This is a genomic window from Candidatus Omnitrophota bacterium, assembly GCA_028707125.1.
In the GTDB taxonomy this organism is placed as follows: Bacteria; Omnitrophota; Gorgyraeia; order Gygaellales; family JAQTUX01; genus JAQTUX01.
In genome coordinates this window covers 75,054-94,337 of record JAQTUX010000001.1, presented here as the reverse complement: position 1 = coordinate 94,337, position 19,284 = coordinate 75,054, and the positions used below count along the sequence as shown (strand labels likewise).

General features: G+C 51.3%; 13 protein-coding genes and 1 pseudogene. All 14 read left to right on the top strand.

All coding sequences use genetic code 11. From position 1 onward, the window contains the following. Positions 1 to 20: 20 nt before the first annotated feature. A complete protein-coding gene (locus PHR44_00500; GenBank protein ID MDD4909153.1) occupies positions 21 to 2,441 on the top strand; it encodes a DUF3857 domain-containing protein in 2,421 nt (806 codons plus the stop codon). Then, positions 2,398 to 4,329 carry a hypothetical protein gene (locus PHR44_00495; GenBank protein MDD4909152.1) on the top strand — a complete coding sequence of 644 codons (1,932 nt, stop codon included), beginning with the start codon at positions 2,398 to 2,400 and terminating at the stop codon, positions 4,327 to 4,329. The genes PHR44_00500 and PHR44_00495 overlap by 44 nt, the downstream gene beginning before the upstream one ends. Next, positions 4,326 to 4,961 (top strand): endonuclease III domain-containing protein, encoded by a 636-nt coding sequence (locus tag PHR44_00490; GenBank protein ID MDD4909151.1) that lies wholly within the window; start codon positions 4,326 to 4,328, stop codon positions 4,959 to 4,961. The genes PHR44_00495 and PHR44_00490 overlap by 4 nt, the downstream gene beginning before the upstream one ends. Further along, positions 4,943 to 7,747, top strand: a complete 2,805-nt coding sequence (locus PHR44_00485) for a M1 family aminopeptidase (protein ID MDD4909150.1) — start codon at positions 4,943 to 4,945, stop codon at positions 7,745 to 7,747. The genes PHR44_00490 and PHR44_00485 overlap by 19 nt, the downstream gene beginning before the upstream one ends. Positions 7,748 to 7,759: 12 nt before the next feature. Then, positions 7,760 to 8,179, top strand: coding sequence for a YbgC/FadM family acyl-CoA thioesterase (locus PHR44_00480; GenBank protein MDD4909149.1), 420 nt, complete (start codon positions 7,760 to 7,762; stop codon positions 8,177 to 8,179). Beyond that, complete coding sequence (locus PHR44_00475; GenBank protein ID MDD4909148.1) at positions 8,154 to 9,125, top strand: PAC2 family protein; 972 nt, start codon at positions 8,154 to 8,156, stop codon at positions 9,123 to 9,125. The genes PHR44_00480 and PHR44_00475 overlap by 26 nt, the downstream gene beginning before the upstream one ends. Before the next feature lie 5 nt (positions 9,126 to 9,130). Further along, the gene (locus PHR44_00470) at positions 9,131 to 9,745 is read left to right on the top strand and encodes an HAD family phosphatase (GenBank protein MDD4909147.1); all 615 of its coding nucleotides are present in this window, start codon (positions 9,131 to 9,133) and stop codon (positions 9,743 to 9,745) included. Between the two features lie 150 nt (positions 9,746 to 9,895). Then, positions 9,896 to 10,891, top strand: a complete 996-nt coding sequence (locus tag PHR44_00465; GenBank protein ID MDD4909146.1) for an ATP-grasp domain-containing protein — start codon at positions 9,896 to 9,898, stop codon at positions 10,889 to 10,891. Continuing rightward, positions 10,888 to 12,066: a KamA family radical SAM protein gene (locus PHR44_00460; GenBank protein MDD4909145.1), complete on the top strand. Its 1,179-nt coding sequence runs from the start codon at positions 10,888 to 10,890 to the stop codon at positions 12,064 to 12,066. The genes PHR44_00465 and PHR44_00460 overlap by 4 nt, the downstream gene beginning before the upstream one ends. 154 nt (positions 12,067 to 12,220) lie before the next feature. Continuing rightward, positions 12,221 to 14,179 (top strand): elongation factor G, encoded by a 1,959-nt coding sequence (locus tag PHR44_00455; protein ID MDD4909144.1) that lies wholly within the window; start codon positions 12,221 to 12,223, stop codon positions 14,177 to 14,179. Positions 14,180 to 14,631: 452 nt separating this feature from the next. Then, a pseudogene (locus tag PHR44_00450) lies at positions 14,632 to 14,874 on the top strand (DUF933 domain-containing protein). 19 nt (positions 14,875 to 14,893) lie between these two features. Next, positions 14,894 to 16,447 carry a bifunctional phosphoribosylaminoimidazolecarboxamide formyltransferase/IMP cyclohydrolase gene (purH, locus tag PHR44_00445; GenBank protein ID MDD4909143.1) on the top strand — a complete coding sequence of 518 codons (1,554 nt, stop codon included), beginning with the start codon at positions 14,894 to 14,896 and terminating at the stop codon, positions 16,445 to 16,447. A 24-nt stretch (positions 16,448 to 16,471) separates the two neighbouring features. Next, positions 16,472 to 17,866: a bifunctional folylpolyglutamate synthase/dihydrofolate synthase gene (locus PHR44_00440; GenBank protein ID MDD4909142.1), complete on the top strand. Its 1,395-nt coding sequence runs from the start codon at positions 16,472 to 16,474 to the stop codon at positions 17,864 to 17,866. A gap of 44 nt (positions 17,867 to 17,910) precedes the next feature. Beyond that, entirely contained in the window at positions 17,911 to 19,275 is a 1,365-nt protein-coding gene (mnmE, locus tag PHR44_00435; GenBank protein MDD4909141.1) for a tRNA uridine-5-carboxymethylaminomethyl(34) synthesis GTPase MnmE, read from the top strand. Positions 19,276 to 19,284 lie beyond the last annotated feature (9 nt).

Sequence of the window (19,284 nt, the reverse complement as noted above, 5' to 3'; positions counted from 1 at the left end):
GAGAAAGGGGTATTACAAATATGAAAGGTAAAATTATTAGAGATATTTGCGTTTCATTTTTATTGTTGTTGGCTTTAAACAGTTGCGCCTTCAGGGATGACCTTGAGCTGGCGCGTAAATACGCCTCGGGAAGCAAAGAGTCATACGCTCTTGCCGTTGCCTATTATCAGAAAGCGCTTAATGCCTCCGCGGATAATGAGCCGATCATGGAAGAGCTGGGGGAGCTGTATTTCCGCAACGGAGATTTTGAGAATGCCATAGACCTGCTTAAAGAGGCACGATCAAAGAACGCCAGGAAGACACTGGCGGTTTCCTTATTCAGAAGCGCCAGGTTTACGGATGCCCTGGCCGTATTTGATAAGTTAGGGCTTTCCGCCGATGAAGGCGAACACCTTTATTTCTACGGGCTTACCTGCGAGGAGTTAAATCTGTATAATAAGGCGCAGGAGGTCTACGCGAAGATCCAGAGCGGGAATTTTGCCGCTATGGCCGGGGCGCGCCTTGAGAATATAAGCAAGGAAACGCAGGAACTGACTTTAGACGACCTTGATAAAGAGACGAGGGATATGATCGTCGGCGCCGGCGGGGCCGAAGAATACCCTGAGGCGGGGGCGGTGATCCTCCTGAGCGATGAGAGCGTCGAGATATTTGAAGATAACACCGCGGTTTTTCAGCAAAGGTACCTGGTGAAGATATTGAACGAGCGCGGCAGGGAGAATTTCGCCGAAATAGAAATAGGATACGACTCCACCGACGAATCGGTTGAAATAGAATACGCCAGGACCATCAGGGACGACGGCAAGGTGGTTATGGTGGGGGATAAGCACATAAGGGACGTGTCGCGGTACCTTAATTTCCCGCTGTATTCCAACGCGCGCGTTAAGATAATCTCCATGCCGGAGGTGAGCGAAGGCAGCGTAATAGAATATAAGGCAAAGATATTCTTAAGAAAGCTGGTTAACGACGACGATTTTATGACTAATTACCGGCTGCAGGAGTTTGAGCCGGTCAAGCAGGCGCGATTTGAGGTAACGCTGCCCGCGGGCAGGGTATTGAATACGAAGTTGATCAACGAGAGGTATAATTTTACAGAGGCGAAACTTGAGCCGGCCGTTACAGAGGAATACGGAAAGCAAAGGTATGCCTGGTTATTTAATGATATCCCCCAGATCATACCCGAGGATTCCATGCCGCCGGTATCCGAGATAGACACGGCGATAATGCTTTCCACGTTCAGGGCCTGGGATGAGATCTACAACTGGTGGTGGAAATTGGCGGAAGATAAAATGAAGCCGGACAGCGCCATTGAAAAGGCGGTTGCCGAGCTGACGCAAGGCAAGGACAGCGATTATGAAAAGATAAAGGCGGTATACAATTTCTGCGCCCAGAAGGTCCGTTATGTAGCCGTTGAATACGGCCAGGCAGGGTATGAGCCGCACAGCGCGGCAGAGGTTTTTTCCAATAAGTACGGGGACTGCAAGGACAAGGCGGTCCTGCTGATCACAATGCTCAAGGCCGCCGGTTTCAAGGCCCACCCCGTTCTTATCGGCACAAAGGGGACAGCCGCGCTCAATCAGGATTTTCCCACGCTTACCTTTAACCACGCCATAGCGGTGATGGAATTTGAAGGAAGCAGTTTGTTCATGGATACGACCTGCGAGACCTGCGCTCTGGGTGATCTGCCGGACGCCGACCAGAACAGGGATGTGCTTGTGATCAAGGATGACGGCTACGAGATATTAAGAACGCCGTTTTTCGGCCCGGATAACAACCGCCTGATCAGGGAGACATCAATACAGATAAACTCCGATGAGAGCATAGCGGTGGAATCAAAGATTAGTTCATTCGGGCAGTTTGACCAGATGCAGAGGTTCTGGTTCATTTATACCCAGCCGCAGTTGATAGAAGAGGGCCTCAAGCAGCAGATACAGTCCGTTTCCGTGGGGGCGCAGCTCATTGATTATAAAATAGACAATCTCGACGACTTGAGCACGCCGGTGGTATTGAATTATAGTTTCAACGGCCCAGAGTTCCTTATAAGCGCGGAGGATATAAAGATGCTGCCGCCTCTGGCCGAATTGGATACTTCAATAGCCGCGAAGGGCCGGAGGGTTTATCCCATAGATCTGGTGGTGCCCGAAACCATAGAGAAGAAGGTCACTATAGACCTGCCGTCTCACCTGAAGTTGAAATACCTGCCGCAGGGGTTAAGAAAGGATAGCGAATGGTTTGATTTTATAGTAGAATATGAATTTCAGGAAGGCCGGATAGTTTTTTACCAGAAACAGACGGTAAAAAAGACCGAGATCGCGCAGCCGGAATACCCCGCGTTTAAATCCTTCCTGGAAGAATTGGGAAGGGCGGTAAATAAAAGAGTGGTTTTAGAAAAGGTTCAGGATGACTTATCTGGGCAGGGAACAGAGACGCTACATACGCCTTGACAGCGTATTCCCCGTTGAGTTTAAGCTGGTAGACCCCGGCAGGGATGAGCGGCCGCGCAGGGAATTATCTACCTGGCAGCAGGGATTTACCAGCAATGTCAGCAAAGGCGGCCTGTGCCTGGCCGTAAATAATCTAAATCCCCGTCTTATCGGCATAATCTCCGGCAAGGCCGTGCAATTGGAGCTGGTGATACATGTGCCTATAGCCGGAAAGAAGGTTAACGCGCTTGCCAATATAGCGTGGATAGAAGGCGAGGGCGCCGGCGAAGAAAATACTTACAGCATAGGGCTTTCCTACCAGCATATAGATGCCAAAGGCGGCAGGAATATCATGCGCTTCGCCTATACTAAGGCGCTGCTGCCCAGATTGATCGCCCTGTGCATAGTGCTGCTGATCGCCGCGTTTTCCTTAAGCGCCCACCTTAATTATAAATTGATCCAGACCAGCAAGAAACTGGTTGATGAGCTTGTGCAGGTCGTCCAGAGGTCTTCCGTTGCCAAGCAGAAGATAAAGGATATCCAGCGGGAAAGGGCGGAGCTTGAATCAAGGCTCGCTACCGCGGAATTTAAATTAGATACGGTGATGAAAAGATCGTCTTTACCAAAAGACGAAGATATAGCCGGACTTAATCAAATCATAAAGCAGCTTGAAAAAGAGAAGGCGGATATCCAGAATAAGTTGATCGCGGTCCAGGATAAAGAGGGCAGCGTCACAGAGGATTTATTGATGATGACGGAAAAGATGGTGGTCTTGGAAAGGGCGAATCTGGAAAAGATGTATGAGTGGCTGCGCAGCCATCAAAACCCGCGCACAGGGCTTGTATGCAGCTTTGAGGGAGACCCGAGCATAGAGGGCTGGGCATTTACTTATGACCAGTCATTGATCGCCGTTGCCTATACCTATTTTGGCGACTATGAGAGGGCTGAGAAGATACTTGATTTTTATTCCGGGCGGGCAAAGAAAATTTACGGCGGATTCGCCAACGCTTATTACGCCGATGATTATGAAGTGGCGGAGTACGCCGTGCATACCGGCCCGAACATCTGGGTCGGCATTGCCGCGGCGCATTATACAAATATGACCGGAGACAGGCGCTATCTTAAGCTGGCTGGGGAGATAGCCGACTGGGTTATGGGCCTGCAAAAAGAGGACCGGGACAACGGCCTGAGGGGCGGGCCGCAGTACACATGGTATGCTACCGAACATAATCTTGACGCGTACGCCTTCCTGCGCATGCTGTATAAAATTACCGGCAATGAGCGATATAATGTATCCGGTGAGCAGGTCTTTAAATGGCTGAAAAACCACGCCTACGACAAGCCCGAGATCCCCGTAAAGCGCGGCAAGGGCGACTCTACTATCGCCACCGATACCTATGCCTGGTCCATCGCGGCAATAGGCCCCCAGCGGTTATTTGAGGCGGGAATGGACCCGGACCAGATACTGGAGTTCGCCAAGGTAAAATGCCTGGCCAGGACATCGTTCCAGCGCCCCGACGGAAATACGCTTGAGGTCAACGGCTTTGATTTTGGTTTAAGCAGGCGCGTAGGCAGCTGCCCGGTGATCTCCACGGAGTGGACCGCGCAGATGATAATCTCCTACCGCATCATGGCCAAGTTTTATCAGAATAAAAACGACGGGGAGAAGGCCAAATACTACGACAAGCTTGCCAATGACTACCTTACGGAGTTGACCAAGTTGATCATAACCAGCGATTCCCGCACCGGCCAGGGCTCCGGATGCCTGCCTTACGCTACTTCGGAATTCAGCGATACCGGCCATGGCTGGATGACCCCCAAAGGAAGCCGTACCGGCTCAGTGGCAGGCACGACTTACGCGCTCTTTGCCTTTAATGGTTTTAATCCGCTGCGCCTGGAACAGGAATGAAGCGCAGGCTGCTCGGTTTGTACCGCAGGATGTTAAAGAGGTTCGGGCCGCAATACTGGTGGCCGGCTGACAGCGATCTTGAAGTGGTGGTCGGGGTAGTGCTAACCCAGAACACAAGCTGGTCCAATGTAGAGAAGGCGATCGGGAATTTAAAACGGCAGGGGCTGCTTTCCTGCAGGAAATTACAGGCGGCCCCGCGGCGTAAGCTGGCGCGGGCCATCAGGCCGGCAGGTTATTTTAATATAAAGACAAAACGCCTTAAGAATTTTATATCGCATCTTAAGAAAAATTACGCCGGTTCTTTAAGCAGGATGCTGGATAAAGATACCGCTTCTCTGCGCCGGGAACTGCTTTCTATAAACGGGATCGGCCCTGAGAGCGCTGATTCCATTATCCTTTACGCGGCGCGCAAGCCGGTATTCGTGGTGGATGCCTACACCAGACGGCTTATGTCCCGCGAGGGCTTTATAAAAGAAGGCGCCGAATATGACGAGGTCCAAAGGTTATTTATGGATAATCTGCCTCATGATGTGGATCTGTTTAAGGAGTTTCACGCGCTTATCGTGCGCCTGGCAAAAGAGCATTGCAGGAAAAATAACCCGAGGTGCGATGTATGTCCGGTAAAGAGATGAAAAGAGCCGCAGGTGTTTTTATATTTACGTTGATCCTGTGCGGATCCGCCTTTGCTGCTGTGCCTGAATACGAAATAGACGCTGTCTTTGACAGCGCGGGCCATAAAATAACCGCGCGAGAGGCCGTGACCTTCACCAACAATACCGCGGAGCCCTTAAACGAAATATTCTTTCACATCTATCCCCACAGGGCTTATACCAGGAAGGAGGTCGCCTTCCTTTACCGTTACGCCGGATATTTTAAGATCAATCCTTATCCGGGCGGCTTTGATAAGGGCGGCATGCAGATCCAGTCAATAAGCGCCGAAGGAAAGACAGCGGAATACAAGATTGAAGGGGAAGACGCCACCATACTTAATGTAGGTCTGCCCGCGCCGCTTGGCCCCGGTTCCTCCGTGAAGATCGAGATCGGCTTCACTGTGGATATCCCGCATTGCTTCGGCAGGTTCGGCTGGCATGAGGATGTGGCCACGCTGAACAGGTGGTATCCCATACTTTCGGTGAGGGATAAGGACGGCTGGCATAATTATCCTTTTTATCTATACCATCAGCCGTTCTTCAGCGACGCGTCGTTATACAAGGTGAAATTGACCCTTCCCGCGGATGAAACGGCAGCCCATACAGGGCAGCTTATTCAGGAAGAGGACAACGGCAACGGGACAAAGAGCTTATTTATTGAGACCGGGCTGCCTGTGCGGGATTTCTCTTTAGGAATAAGCCGCAGCTTCAAGGTCTATGCCAGAGAAGAGAACGGCGTAACGATCAAGTCATTTTATCTTCCCGGTGATGAGGCAAGCGCGCGGGACGCCTGTGATTTTGCCCGGGATACAATGGATTTTTACGGTAAGCTGTTCGGCAGTTATCCCTATAAGGAATTCAGCGTGGTCCCGAGTTATCTGGGATACGGCGGCCACGAATCGAGCAACCTCGTTTTCATAGACACCAGGGCCTATAAATTGCCCGGCTTCCTCATCCGCTACTTTGATTTTCTTGTCTCGCATGAAACCGGCCACCAGTGGTTTTACAACGTAGTCGGCTCCGATGAATATAAAGAGACATTTCTTGATGAAGGGCTGAATTCCTACTGGATGCTTAAGTATGTCGAGGAGAAATACGGCAAGGACGCGCAGGTGATGGTATTGCCGAACCCGGTCAAATGGCTTATCCCTAATTTTTCCTTCCGGGATTCCAGGATCGCCCGGTATAACTTTCTGGTCAAGAACGGCTACGACAGGCCCATACTGGGAAAGCTCTCAAGTTTTCAGGAGCCCTCATCCATCTTCGCCCTTACCTACGGCAAGGGCAGCGCGGTGATCTCAATGTTGAGCGCTCTTATGGGCGATGAAGTATTTGTCAAGGCGATACAGGCCTATACAGGGGATTTTAAATTTAAAAACGCCGGCGTGGATGATTTCATAAAGATCTGCGAGGGGCAGTCAGGAAGGGATCTGGGCTGGTTCTTTGACCAGTGGCTGAAGACCGATAAGCAATGCGACTACGCCGTATCTTTGGTAAGCGGCAAAAGCGTCCTGCTTGAGCGCAAAGGCCGGATACAAATGCCCGTTGAGGTCAAGGCAGGCCTTTCCGGCGGCAGAGAAGAGACGCTCACCTGGGACGGCGAAGACCCGGTACAGATCCTGGATTTTTCCGAGGATGTGGAAAGCGCGCGGCTGGACCCCGGCGGCAGCATGCTTGATATAGACAGGACCAATAACGTCTGGCCGCGCCGGCTCTACCTTAAGCCGGTGCCGGTTTACTTTTTTGCTTACGAGATACCGGTTTTCCTGAAGCCCGACGGATATAATCTTGTGGCCGGCCCTGATCTGTCTAATGCCTTAGGGTTCAAGGCGTCGTTACAAAAACCCGAGGACGACATCCTGTATATCAAGAGCGGCTATGATTTTAACAGTGAATCCGTAAAATCAACCCTGGGCTATCAATTCAAGCATATAGGCGGCTCTCATCTGGCCGCCGGGTTTGAATTTTTCAACTGGGAGTCAAATCATAAAGAGGAGGATCTAACCGGCGGCAAGATCTATTTGCGCAGGGAGTTATGGCCGGCGCCGTACGGGCTGGGGGAAATAAACGACCACGTTACCGTATATATGATAAGGGACAGGAAGTTTGAGGGGCTGTCTACATTAAGCGGCACAGAGGACTCAGAGCATCTTTATTACAGAAGGAAGGACGAGACCATATTCGGGATAGAAGGCACGCTGGCAAGGCGCGGGCCATACCCGGACCATGTTTGCGGATGGAGTTTCACGCCGACGCAGGAGTTCGGTGTCCATGCCTTAGGCGGTACCGAGTCATTTTGGAGAAGCGCCCTGGAATTGGATTCTTACCGTTTTGTATCAGCCGGCTCAAAACTCGCGGGCCGCTTGAAGCTGGGCTGGGGAGAGGCGCATGATAAAAGATTGTTCCAGTTAGGCGGGGATGAGGGCCTGCGCGGCTATGACAGGAAGACCGTAAATGGCAGCCGTATGCTGCTTACAAGCATTGAATACAGGGCGACCGTGCTGGACGACCTCGGGCTATACTGCTTTGATAATCTGCTGCATCTGGATGAAATACAGCTGGTGCCGTTTTTTGACATAGGCAAGGCCTGGTTCGCCAGCTTTAACGACAGCGATTTCAAGAAGGACCTGGGGCTGGGGTTCAGGTTTTATGTAGATATAGCCGGTTTTGTGGAAAGATTGGGCATAAGATTAGATGTGGCCAGGGCAATAGACGATCCTGATGAAGACCAGACCCGCCTGTGGTTGGGCGCCAACCACGCCTTCTAACCCCATATTATTATGCAGGTAAGAGTTTATTACGAAGACACGGACGCCGGAGGGGTAGTTTATTACGCTAACTACCTCAGGTTCCTGGAGAGAGGAAGGACGGAATATTTAGAAAAAAGAGGGGTCCTGGTAGCCGACTGCGTTAACAGGGGGTTCTTTTTTGTCATCGCGTCCGTCAACATAAAGTACAGGACGCCCGCCAGGTACGGAGATGTGTTGGCGGTAAAGAGCGAAGCCGCTAAGATCAAGGTATCTTCTATTATTTTCAGTCAAACGGTCCTCAAGGGCGATTGTGTAGTGTGCGAGGCGGAGGTGGTAATGGTTTGCGTTAACGCCGGCTTCCGCCCGGTTGCCATACCCGACGACATTCGGGAAAAACTCGCAGAAAATCCATCGGAGGAAAAGAATGGAAAGGAACATCAAGATATTTAAAAGGCCGAAACTTAACAATCCTTCCTTGATCGTGGGCTGGCCCGGCATGGGGGAGGTAGCTTTTAAGGCCGTTACTTATTTAATAGATAAGCTCAAGGCGGAGGAGCTTGCCGAGATCGACCCCAGGCCGTTTTTTTACAGGGGCTCAGCGATCGTGGATAAGGGGGTTATAAGGATCGCGGACCTGCCGGTGAGCAAATTCTTTTTCTGGAAAGACAAAGACAATAATAACGACCTGATCTTTTTCTTCAGTAACGCGCAGCCGGATCTTTCCAGGGCGGAAAGCTACGCCAGGGCGATACTGGACGTAGCCGCCGATTTTAAAGTGAAGAAGATCTATGGCTTTGCTTCTTTGCCCAAGCCCATAGACCATATAAAGGCCCCGGAGGTCTTTGCCTCCTGCACGCATACGGACGATATAAATAAACTGAAAGGCGCGGGCATTACGATCATGGAACGGGGAGAGATCAGCGGGATGAACGGCATATTTGTCGCTATGGCAAAGAAAAGAGGATTGAAAGGCATATGCCTGCTGGGGGAGATACCCATTTTCACGGTGCATATAGAAAACCCCAAGGCGGCGCTGGCTGTGCTGAAGGTTTTCAGCGTGCTGGCCGGTGTCAACCTGGATCTGTCCGAATTAAAAGAACAGGCGGAATTCGTAGAGGCGGAGATCAATAAGCTGATAGATTACGTCAGGGGCGAGCACGAAGGCCAGGAGCCGATAGGGGAAGAGGAAATAGAAAAGATCAAGAAACTGCTTAGCCAGCATTCGCGGCTGCCGTCTTCCATAAACGCCAGGATCGAGAAGCTGTTTGAGATGGTAAAATCCGATATCACAAAGGCGGGCGAGCTTAAAAAAGAACTGGATAAGTGGAGCGTTTACAAGGATTATGAAGACAGGTTCCTGGACCTGTTTAAAGGCAGCGGAAAGAAGGATAATTAACCCGGATGAAATACAAGGCGGTATTCTTTGACTTCGGCAACGTGTGGCTTGACTTTGACCATTGGAGGGCCGTGGACAAGATCGCCCGGTTTTCGCCCCTGGACAAAAAAGAGATATTTGATGTATTTTTTGATTCCGAATATACCGAGAAATTTGAAGAGGGCAGGGTTTCGCCGCGGGACTTCTTCAACGCGATCCGCCCGCGCCTTAAATTGAATTTAGGGATAGAGCAGTTTAACTCGATCTGGAATGATATATTTTTTTTGACTCCCGACAACCTCAAGGTCCATTCTCTCGCCAAATTATTGAAGAAAGACCTTTTCATCCTGCTGATATCCAATATAAATATCCTGCATTTTGAATTTTTAAAGAAACAATTTGATATATTCGGCGTGTTCGACAGGATCGTGCTTTCTTATGAGGTCGGGGCAAGAAAGCCCAAGCCCGAGATCTATGATACGGCCCTGCGCCTGAGCAATGCCGGCCCGGAAGAAGTGATATATACCGACGACAGGCCGGACCTGATCGCGGAGGCGGGAAAAATGGGTATTGATTGTATCCGTTTCGAAGGCGCGCGCGCGTTGGAGGAAAAATTGAACAAAATCTTAGAAAATTCTTGACATACATAATAGCGTGTGATAAAAAATAACTATAGAGTTATTATCAAACAGTTGGTTTTTTAAGAATGCCGTCTCCGAGGAGAAAATAAGAAAATTGAAAGATAGAAACCGATAAGGGCACCTGACCTGAAAGGAAAGGTGCTTTTTTCTATGATCATAGGATTTACATACGATTTAAAAGAGGATTATAAGCTGAAAGAGGGAGAACCGTCGGATCTCTACGCGGAGCTGGACTCCAGGCCCGTGATAGGATCGGTAGCGGCAGCGCTGGAGAAAAACGGCCATACCGTTAAGAAGATCGGCAACGCGGAACGGCTGCTTGAAATGCGGGGCGATCTCGGCGTTGACATCGTATTTAACATCTGCGAAGGCAGGGCCATAAGCAGGAACAGGGAATCGCAGGTGCCGGTGCTGCTTGAAATGATGGATGTGCCGTTTGTTGGTTCCGACGGGTTTACCCTGGGGCTGACGCTTGACAAGATCGCCACAAAGAAAATGCTGCTGTATGAAAAAATACCCACGCCTAAATTTTTTGAGGCAAAGAGTTTGGAAGAAATGAATATGGACCACCTGCGGTTTCCCATGATCGTGAAGCCGCGTTTCGAGGGCTCTTCAAAGGGCATAAGCAAAGATGCCAAAGTTGACGATGAAGAAAGCTTAAGGAAGCGGGTGGATTTCGTGGTCAAGACATATAAACAACCGGCGCTGGTGGAAGAGTTCATATCCGGAAAGGAATTTACCGTAGCGATCATCGGCAACGAAGACCCCGAGGTTTTCCCGCCGGTGCAGGTAAAGATAGACGGCAAGCTGGACCTCGGGGACCAATTTTACACCTTCGCCAGGATACATTCCAACAGGCTGGGATATGTATGCCCGCCGCGGATACCTCAGAAATTGATAGATAAAATGCGGGATTACGCCTTAAAGGCTTACAGGGCGGTTGAATGCCGCGATTTCGGCAGGATTGATTTCCGTACGGATGAAGACGGCAATCCCTACGTCCTTGAGATAAACCCTCTGCCTTCTTTGTCCGTTGATGATGTCTTTATGGTTATCGCCAAACATCTGGGAATTACCTACGATGCTATGATAGGCAAGGTTGTTGATTGCGCCCTCCAGCGGTATGGGAAAGGAGGCTCTCTTTGAGCCAGCAGCAGGTAGCTGAACGGGCTGAAACGCAGCAACAGTCCGGCGCCCCCAGGATCAAACGGTTCCCTATCGACTATCATCAGATGCCTCTGTTCAGGGAGGCAAACCCTCTTGATTGGGAGGATTGGCATTGGCAGGTAAAAAACCGGATCCATACAAAAGAACAGCTTTCGCAGATAATCGATCTCTCTCCTGAGGAGGAGAAGGGGATCAAAAAATCCTCAGGCCGGCTTTCCGTTGCCATTACGCCGTATTGGGCGACGCTCATAGACCCTTACGACCCCAACTGCCCCATAAGGAGGCAGGCGGTCCCTACCTCGCATGAATTTACGGTCAGCCCGCATGAGATGCTTGATCCCTGCGCGGAAGACAGGGACTCTCCCGCTCCCGGGCTTGTGCACAGGTATCCTGACAGGGTCCTGCTTCTGGCGACGGAGCGCTGCGCCACTTACTGCCGCCATTGCACGAGGCGCAGGCTCGTGGGAGATGAAAAAGAGATAGATGCCGAGCACAAATTTGACAAGGCGATCGAATACATAAGATCCAATAAAAAGGTGCGGGATGTGCTTATTTCAGGGGGCGATCCGTTTATGCTGGAGGACGACCAGATAGAAGGCATAGTAAAGCGCGTGCGCGAGATTTCTCACGTGGAGTTCGTAAGGATAGGCACGCGCGTGCCTGTTACGCTGCCCCAGCGCATTACAGAGTCGCTTGTCAGCCGGCTTAAGCAATATTCCCCGCTCTGGATAAGCATACATTTTAACCATCCTAAAGAGATCACGAGGCGCACCAGGAATGCCTGTGATATGCTGGCTGATGCCGGATTTCCAATGGGCAGCCAGACCGTGCTGCTTAAAGGCATCAATGACAGGCCTTATATCATGAAAAAACTTATGCATATGCTTCTTGAGATGAGGGTCAGGCCTTATTACATCTATCAGTGCGACCCCGTGCGCGGCACAGAGCATTTTCGCACGCCCGTTGCCGCCGGCATCAACATCATTGAGAAACTGAGGGGCTATACTTCGGGTTATGCCGTGCCCACATATGTGATAGACGCTCCAGGCGGAGGAGGCAAGATCCCCGTCGGCCCGTATTATATCCTTTCCCAGGCAAAGGGCAAATACGTCCTGAGGAATTACAAGGGAAAGATCTATACCTATCTGGAATAAGGGGTTTTCTCCCCGCCAAAATATTGTTTTCTCACCTTGACGCTGCTTCATTTTTCCCATATAATAAAGTCCTGCCGTTCGTATTGATATCCAGCCCATAAACCTTAAGCCGTTGGCATGATGCTGACACGAATTTCTAATTCCGGAGGACAAGATGGACGTGAATAAGAAAAGGAGTGTTATACTTCTAGGCCATGCTCATTCGGGAAAGACATCTTTGGCGGAGGCGATGCTGTTTAACTGCAAGGCGCTCACGCGCCGGGGTTCGGTTATGGAAGGCAACACCGTAAGCGATTACAGCGCGGACGAGGCCGAGCGTAAGATCTCCATAAACGCGAGCATGCTTTATTGTGAATCGGAGGCGGCCCGCATACAGATAATAGACGCTCCCGGCTACCTGGATTTTTACGCCGAGGTCCTGGCCGGCATAAGGGCGGTTGACTCGGCGGTAGTGGTAATAGACGCTACCGACGGCATAGCGGCCGGCACAGAGCGCGTATGGCAGGACCTGGAAGAGATCAAGATGCCCCGCCTTATTTTCATAAACAAGACAGACAGGGAAGGCGTGAACGTCGATAAGGTGATCGAGGAAATAAGAAGCGGGCTTTCTAAAAAAGCGGTTGTGGTCGGCTCATTCAGCGATGCCGCCCTTATAGAAGCGGTCGCTGAGACGGACGATCAATTATTGGAGAGGTACCTTGAGGGCGCGGTTTTAAGCGAGGATGAGATCAAGACAGCGCTGCATGAGGCGGTTGATAAAGGGGAGATATTTCCCATACTCTCCGGCTCGGCATTGAACAATCAGGGCGTAAGCGAACTTGCCGCCGCCATTATCCACTATCTGCCGAATCCGTCGGAGCGGACGGCCGTGTTTGCCGCCTGTCCCAAGGAGCCGGATAAAAAGACGGAGATAACCTTCAGCGATGGCTCCCCGCTTTCCGGTTTTGTTTTTAAAAGCATCTCCGACCCCTATGTGGGCCAGCTTACAGTGATCAGGATATTTTCCGGCAAACTCCTGCCGAATACATCATTCTATAACTCCACCAAGAAGACGCAGGAGCGCATAGGCCCCATATACATATTGCAGGGCAAGGAACAGCGCGGCATCAGCGAGGCGGGATGCGGCGACATAGTGGCGATCGCCAAGCTCAAGGATACCTTTACCAACGATTCCATAAGTTCTCAGGACAGGCCGCTGGTATTTGAACCGATCGTTTTCCCCGAGCCGCTGATCTCCGCTTCTGTCAGGCCTAAGACCAGGCAGGACGAAGAGAAGATCTCACCCGCGCTCGCGAAACTTATGATAGAGGATCAGACATTCAAGGTCTCCCGCGATAACCAGACCAGGGAGGAGATCGTTTCGGGCTTAGGCGATCTGCATCTGGACGTGCTTATGGGCAGGCTGAAAAAAAGGTTCAATGTCGAGGTCACCCTGGGAACGCCCCAGGTCCCTTACAAGGAGACCATCACCAAGGCAGTCAAGATGCAGGGCAAATACAAGAAACAGTCGGGAGGCAGGGGCCAGTACGGAGATGTCTGGATCGAGATCAGGCCGCTTGAGAGGGGCAAGGACTTTGAGTTCGTGAACAGGATTGTGGGCGGGGCAATACCGAGGAACTACGTGCCGTCGGTAGAAAAGGGCGTAAGGAACGCGATGCAGGAGGGCATTGTCGCCGGATATCCGGTGGTGGATGTGCAGGTCGTGCTTTGTGACGGCTCCTATCACGAAGTCGATTCGTCGGATATGGCGTTTCAGATCGCCGGTTCAATGGCCATAAGAAAGGCGGTGCAGGAGGCGGCGCCGGCGCTGCTTGAGCCCATAATGGACGTGGAGGTCGTGATCCCGGAGGAATATATGGGCCAGATCTCAGGCGATGTCAATTCCAGGCGCGGCCGGGTCATGGGTATGGAGATAAAGGGCAAAAACAACGCCTTGAAGGCGCAGGTGCCCCTTGCAGAGATGTTCAAATACGCAAACGACCTGCGTTCAATGACCGGGGGTAGAGGTTATTACACAATGAATTTTTCGCATTACGAACAGGTCCCGCATAAGCATGTCTCTACGGTCATCGCGCAATCACAGGCGCATCAAAAGGCAGGTGTTGAAGGATGAAAATAGTCGCTCTTAATCTGGAACAGGAATTTCCTAAAGGCAAATTAGCCGTCAAAGACCCGCGGCTGGACAAACTCAAAGATATTTTTAAGGCGGCCAAGAAGACATACCCGGAAATAGAGGTCATCGCCGAAGAGCGGTTATCCGAGGCCGACGCGGTCGTGGCAAGACCGGAGGACAAACTGCAGGTTATTATTTCGGACATAGATTTTATAGATAAGCGCCTTGAGCGGTCCGAAGACGAAGCAGAGAAGGCAGTGCTCTTGAAGGTTAAAGGGACTTTAGAGAAGGAAGAGCTGGTAACTCCGGAGATGTTGAGCGGGGAGGAAAAGAAGGCGCTGCAAACATATCCGCTTTTTTGTTTAAGGAGCGTATATCTGGCGGCGCAGGAGGCATTGGCGGATAAGAACAGGTTGCTGCAGGATCTGTTGATAAAGGCGGGGTTCGCCCAGTTTTTTACCGCGGGAGATAAGGACTGCCGCGGCTGGCTGATAAGGCAGGGCACTAACGCTAAAGAGGCGGCAGGGGAGATACACAGCGATATCCAGAAAGGGTTTATCCGCGCCGAAGTCGTTCCTACGTCGGACATTATCGCCGCCGGTTCGTTTAACGCGGTGCGTTCTCAAGTGCGCCTTGAGCAGAAGGATTACATAGTGCAGGACGGGGATTGGATAACATTCAGATTCAATAAATAAAAAGGAAGGAGTCGCGTAAATGGTCAAAATACGGCGGGCATTGATAAGCGTATCAGACAAGACAGGCATTGTGGAATTTGCCAGGGGGCTGGAGGGTTCCGGCGTAGAGATGCTTTCTACCGGCGGCACCGCGAAATTACTTAGAGAAAAAGGGATCGAGGTAAAGGATGTGTCCGATTATACGGGATTTCCCGAGATGCTGGACGGCCGGGTAAAGACCCTGCATCCCAGGATACACGGGGGATTATTGGCGCTGCGCGGCAATCAGGAGCATATGTCCACCTTAAAGGAACACAATATAGGCCTTATTGATATGGTCGTGGTGAATCTTTATCCCTTTGAGCAGACCGTGAGCAGGAAGGGTGTTGAATTGGGCGAGGCCATAGAGAATATTGATATCGGGGGGCCTTCCATGCTGCGTTCCGCGGCAAAAAACAACAGGAGCGTCTGCGTCATATCCGATCCAGCCAGATATCAAGAGGTGCTGGCTGAAATGAAGGGCAATAACGGCGCTGTAAGCGAGGAGACCTGTTTTGAGCTGGCCGTGGATGTATTCAAGAGGACTTCGCAATACGACGCGGCGATCTTCAGCTACCTCTCAACATACGGCTCAAAGGCAGAGGGTTCCGGCTTCGCGCAGGAACTGCGGCCGGCCTTTAAAAAGGTACAGGACCTGCGTTACGGCGAGAATCCGCACCAGAAAGCGGCGTTTTATCGCGACGCTGCCAGGGCATACGGCCTGGGCAATATTAAGCAGCTTCAGGGCAAGGAACTTTCCTTTAATAACATCTTGGACCTTGACGCCGCAGTGAGGATCGCCTCCGAATTTTCCCGTCCGGCCGCGGTAGTGATAAAACACAATAATCCCTGCGGAGTGGCTGAGGCGGATAATATAATCAAGGCGTTCAAGGATGCCTACGCCTGCGACCCGCTCTCGGCTTTTGGCGGTATCATCGGTATAAACCGGCCGGTTGAAGAAGGCCTGGCAAAGGCGATAAAGAAATGCGGTTTCCTTGAATGCGTAATTGCCCCTTCCTTCAGCGCCGCCTCCCGGCAGATATTTTCCTCAAGCAAAAACCTGCGGTTGATAGAGCTTGCCGATTTTGGCCTGGAGAAGGAGCTTGACCTTAAGAAGGTAAACGGCGGGCTATTGGTCCAGGATAAAGATCTGGCCATGGTAGACGAAGCCGGCTTAAAAACTATCTCTAAAAAGAAGCCCACAAAGCAGCAGACCGCCTCGCTTTTATTCGGCTGGAAGGTAGCTAAGCACGTAAAATCAAACGCGATCGTGCTGGCCAGCGGCACAAAGACCGTAGGCATAGGCGCCGGCCAGACCAGCAGAGTGGATTCCGTGATTATCGCGGTAAGAAAGGCGGGAAAACTGGCTAAGGGCTCCATGCTTGCCTCCGATGCCTTCTTTCCCAAGGCCGACGCGGTCCTGACAGCGGCAAAGGCCGGAATAAAAGCGATCATCCAGCCGGGCGGCTCCATATCCGATGAAGAGGTAATAAAGGCCGTAGATAAAAAAGGCATATCCATGGTATTCACAGGTATGCGCCATTTCAGGCATTAATAGTATCCGCCTCCTCTTTGTCAAATGACTTATCGGGAAGCGCTGAATTATCTGGATTCTTTCGCCGATCTTGAGCAACTCTCCGCCTACAACTATGAACTGGAATTAAAACTGCGAAGGGCGGACGGATTTCTCAAGGAACTCGGCAGCCCCCAGCACAAACTCCGATGCGCGCATATCGCCGGCTCAAAAGGCAAGGGGTCGACCTGCGCCTTTCTCGCCTACATCCTTAAAGAAGCGGGATTCAGGACCGGGCTTTACACCTCTCCGCATCTGAACGATTTCAGAGAGCGGATACGGCTGTTGGATAATGAAGAAGGCGCGCCTGACGGCAGGGATTTCGAAGGCATGATCCCCGAGCATAGATTAGCGCGGTTGGTCACAGAGATAAAGCCGGCGGCCGAACGGTATAACCGGGACTGCCCCGACGGAGCGCTGTCATTTTTTGAGGTATATACAGCGCTTGCCTTTAAGTATTTTCAAGAGAAGGGAGCGGATCTTGTCGTGCTTGAGACGGGGATGGGTGGGCGGCTTGACGCTACTAATACCGCCGACGCCCTTGCCTGCGGCATAACGCCTATAAGCCTTGAGCATACCGATAAGCTGGGAAAGACATTGGAACAGATCGCGGGGGAAAAGGCGGGCATTATAAAAAACGGCTTAACAGCCGCGGTTATAAGCGCCCCGCAGGAACAACAGGCAAGGGCTGTTTTACAGCAGAGATGCGCGAGTATAGGTGTAGGGTTTCTTGAAGCCGGCAGGGATATTTTGTATAAAGAGTCGGATTTCACAGAGGATACGCAGAGGTTTGATCTGCGAGGCGTTAACGGTGAATACAGCGGCCTGGAAATACGATTGTTGGGCGAACACCAGATCGTGAATGCCGCTGTTGCCGTCGGCATTATTGAGCAGTTGGCAGGGCAGGGGATATCAATATCAGAAAAGGCGATCAGGGGCGGGCTGCTTAAATGCCTGTGGCCGGTGAGATGTGAAGTGATCTCTAAGAATCCGCATATTATCCTGGATGGAGCGCAAAACAGGGCATCAGCCCTCGCCTTAAAGAACGCGATAAAGAGGTACTTTCCGCGTAAGAAGGTTATTGTAGTGCTTGGCGCTTCTTCGGATAAGGACATAGAGGGGATAACGCTGGAGTTGCAGGGACTGACACCCGCATTCATACTGACGCGTTCGGGTCACGCGCGGGCGGCAAAACCCGAGGTATTCTTAAAATATTTGAAAGGCGCGGCATCGGTTACCACGGGCAGCGTGCAAGAGGCGATGGATAAAGCGATCTCATCGGCCGGCAAAGATGATTTGATCCTTGTCTGCGGCTCATTGTTCGTCGCGGCAGAAGCAAGGGAATATGTTATAAGAAAGGGAAGACACCCCACACTTACGTGTGGGGAATTGCGATTATAAGCATAGCCAAGGGATTCTACACACGTAAGTGTGTAGAGGGAATTATGTATAATCCAACAGATACGATAGTCGCGATATCTACGCCGATGGGAGAGGGCGGCATAGGGATCGTGCGCTTAAGCGGAGAAGGCGCGCTGGCCATAGCCGATAAGATCTTTTCCGCCAAAGACGGCGGCAAGCCCTCAAATTATAAGACCCACACAGTCCATTACGGCTGGGTCAGGGACAACGATGAAAATGCCGTGGACGAGGTTTTGCTCACAGTTATGCGCAAGCCCAAGACCTACACCAGAGAAGATATAGTTGAGATAGGCTGCCACGGCGGCATCGTGCCTTTAAGGCGGATACTGGATATTTCCGTCGGCAGCGGAGCGCGCCTGGCTGAACCGGGAGAGTTTACCTTAAGGGCGTTCTTGAACGGCAGGATAGACCTGGCGCAGGCAGAATCCGTATTGGATATCATAAGATCAAAGACAGACAAGGCGCTTTCCATCAGCGTCAGCCAGTTAAGAGGGGCATTTTCAGGCAAGATCAAGAAGATCAGGCAGGCGCTCACTTCCCTGTTAAGCCGTATTGAAGCGGAGATAGATTTTCCCGAGGAAGGCATAGAGGCGCGCGGCAAGGATGGTTTAGATAAAGATATTCTGCAAATACAGCGCCATTTGGAAGGTTTGCTTAAGGGCGCCTCAAACAGCAGGATATTCAGGGAAGGAGTAAGCATCTGCATATTCGGCAGGCCTAATGTGGGCAAATCGTCCCTGCTTAACGCCCTGCTTAAAAAGGAACGGGCGATCGTCACGCATATCCCGGGTACAACCAGGGACGCGATCGAGGATATAATGGATATCAGGGGCATACCTGTGAGAATAATCGATACTGCCGGCATAGTTGAGCCCAAAGACCTGCTTGAGAGAAAGGCCCTGAGCAAAACCAGGAAATATTTCAAAGAGGCGGATATTATCCTGCTTGTTCTGGACGGCTCAAAGCCGGCCGCGGCTGAGGATAAGCGATTGCTTAAAAAACTTAAAGGCAGGAACGCGGTCGTCGTAATAAATAAATCCGACCTGAAACAGAGATTAAGTTTGCCGGGGCATAAAGGCATGATCGCCCGCAGGGTTTCGGCCCTGAAGGACGAAGGGCTGGACAGGGTAGAAGAGGCGGTCGCCGGCATTGTCCTTGACGGAAAAGTATCCGCGGATAATTTTACGATCATGGCCAACGCCAGGCATGCCGGGCTTATGGCGGACGCGCTTGCCGGAGTAAAAAGGGCCGCGGCATCTTCGCGGGATTTGGAGCTTGCCGCCTTTGATCTAAGGCGCGCTCTGGATGATCTCGGCATGATAACGGGGGAGAATTTCAGCGACGATATATTGGAGAATATATTTAGTCAGTTTTGTATTGGAAAATAAGGGGGATAA

Coding starts and splice junctions, on each gene's coding strand:
- mnmE (MDD4909141.1), top strand. CDS start 17,911: ATGTATAATCCAACAGATACGATAGTCGCGATATCTACGCCGATGGGA.
- PHR44_00480 (MDD4909149.1), top strand. CDS start 7,760: ATGCAGGTAAGAGTTTATTACGAAGACACGGACGCCGGAGGGGTAGTT.
- PHR44_00500 (MDD4909153.1), top strand. CDS start 21: ATGAAAGGTAAAATTATTAGAGATATTTGCGTTTCATTTTTATTGTTG.
- PHR44_00470 (MDD4909147.1), top strand. CDS start 9,131: ATGAAATACAAGGCGGTATTCTTTGACTTCGGCAACGTGTGGCTTGAC.
- PHR44_00495 (MDD4909152.1), top strand. CDS start 2,398: ATGACTTATCTGGGCAGGGAACAGAGACGCTACATACGCCTTGACAGC.
- PHR44_00490 (MDD4909151.1), top strand. CDS start 4,326: ATGAAGCGCAGGCTGCTCGGTTTGTACCGCAGGATGTTAAAGAGGTTC.
- purH (MDD4909143.1), top strand. CDS start 14,894: ATGGTCAAAATACGGCGGGCATTGATAAGCGTATCAGACAAGACAGGC.
- PHR44_00455 (MDD4909144.1), top strand. CDS start 12,221: ATGGACGTGAATAAGAAAAGGAGTGTTATACTTCTAGGCCATGCTCAT.
- PHR44_00440 (MDD4909142.1), top strand. CDS start 16,472: ATGACTTATCGGGAAGCGCTGAATTATCTGGATTCTTTCGCCGATCTT.
- PHR44_00475 (MDD4909148.1), top strand. CDS start 8,154: ATGGAAAGGAACATCAAGATATTTAAAAGGCCGAAACTTAACAATCCT.
- PHR44_00465 (MDD4909146.1), top strand. CDS start 9,896: ATGATCATAGGATTTACATACGATTTAAAAGAGGATTATAAGCTGAAA.
- PHR44_00485 (MDD4909150.1), top strand. CDS start 4,943: ATGTCCGGTAAAGAGATGAAAAGAGCCGCAGGTGTTTTTATATTTACG.